At 50.8% G+C, this 1,733-nt stretch carries 2 protein-coding genes; one reads left to right on the top strand and one right to left on the bottom strand.

The genetic code is table 11. From position 1 onward, the window contains the following. The coding region (locus BCM14_RS15220) for a hypothetical protein (protein ID WP_259673363.1) at nt 1-369 on the top strand (369 nt) is incomplete at its 5' end. 330 nt (nt 370-699) lie between these two features. On the opposite strand, the gene BCM14_RS01555 is transcribed toward BCM14_RS15220, so the two are convergent. Beyond that, nucleotides 700-1,584: an oxygenase MpaB family protein gene (locus BCM14_RS01555; RefSeq protein WP_259673362.1), complete on the bottom strand. Its 885-nt coding sequence runs from the start codon at nt 1,582-1,584 to the stop codon at nt 700-702. Nucleotides 1,585-1,733 lie beyond the last annotated feature (149 nt).

Genomic DNA, 1,733 nt, shown 5'->3' with positions numbered 1-1,733 from the left:
GCGGCCAGCTCAACGGCTGCGTTTGGTACCCTGGGGCTTGATACCTCGGTTGTGTCGGTTGCCACGGCCTTGTCAATCAGCACCGGTACCGCTGCATCGGCCTCCATCACAAGCTTGACCGCCTTGCTCACGACTGTCTCAACAGGTCAATCCAACCTGAATGCCTACAGCGTGTCCTTGGCCGCGGATCAAAGCGCCGTGACTTCGTTGGGCACCAACTTGCAAAGCACGATTAACTCGCTCCAAGCGGTTGATCAAACTGCCCTGCAAGCTCAGCTACAACAGTTAAACAACCAGCAATCGGTTGACTACTACCTGGTATCCCAGATGAACACGGCAGCTCAGGCTGTCTTGTCCATCTTCCGTTAATACCGTCGCTTCACCATAAGACTGATTGTGCGGCTTAGGGTAAAACCACACGCCGCACAATCCCTTAGTTTTGGGGATTGGCACTAAGTCGGAGTTATGAAGAACTACCGTTTAGGTTGCGGTATTTGTTATCGGTGACGGCTCAAATTAACGCCCTCGATCACGCAGTTCGACACAACGCCTGTATCCCGACCGCCGGGTCAAAGCTTACCAATAAAGTGAAATGATTCGTGCGCAACTACGTTACTGCGCTTATTGAGTTGCCAAAACCAGCTTGGCTCACCGTGCATATGACCAAATATTGTTAGATGAACCTCATCGCGCTCAAACTCAACAGATAATTGATTCCACTCGCTTGCGCGAATAGGCCGCTACGCCTTCTGAATCCAGCGCCCAGTCAATGGGTTTAGCAACTAACTTCAGTGCATGCCTGACAAACAGTTTCTCTGTGGCACTTGCAGGCGTTTTCCCCAGCATCAGCAATGCCCACTCAGGCAGTAAATGAAAGGCTGCAGCAATGATGAGTTTGAGCACAGGCGCATCTATTGCACGGCAGGGGAAATTCTCAATCAAGTCAACCACTGACCTAGTCCTTTCGTCATAGACAAGCTCGGATCGATAGCTCTGTAGCATCCAGTTGGCTTCACTAACGTGATGGGGGAGTGCTTCAGCACCCAGCAATTCACCCAGCAAGGCCATCTCTTGAATGTACTGATCATCTTGGCCGCTTGCCAAAGGCACTGCACCAAATTGCTGGTAAGCGCCAAGAAAACTCAACACCTCGCCCAGATGAACCCATTTCAGTAAAACCGGATCGTCCGCACGATAAGGTGTGCCGTCGGGCAATGTTCCGATGACAGCGAGATGGATGTGACGCACGCGATGAATAGACTGCATCGCCATCTCGCGCCCACCATAACTAGTCGACGCGATATAGAAAGCGGTACGTCCTAATCTTGCTTTTAAGTCTTGTCGAAAAGACGAGTGATCCCATACGCCAGCCAGGGCAAGCGGGTGCAAAGCCTGCATAAGTAAAGAAGACAGCCCTCCGACGAGCATAGGCACAAAGTGGGCATGTACTTGCCAAACCATTGATTGAGGACCGAACAGCCCTGGATCCCCTTTTGGCTCAAGAAAAGCCATTGGTGGGCCTTTACCACCCGTCATCTGACGAACTTGATTTGCGATTGACGCCCTGAGGTTAAGCGGGTTCACCTAGGGCATTCCGTTTGTTGACTCATCTCAGACCTATTCGATATGACGACACAGTGGCTCTACATCATTAACGGGGGACAACGGTATTTATTAAACTTGTTTTTGCGAAGAAACATTTTTAATAGAGGTCATACCGATGTCCCAAGTCG

Origin of the sequence: Jezberella montanilacus (genome assembly GCF_003003055.1) — a bacterium.
Taxonomy (GTDB): Bacteria; Pseudomonadota; Gammaproteobacteria; order Burkholderiales; family Burkholderiaceae_B; genus Zwartia; species Zwartia montanilacus.
The sequence above is the reverse complement of the archived record's forward strand: the minus strand, read 5'-3'. Positions and strand labels throughout refer to the sequence as shown.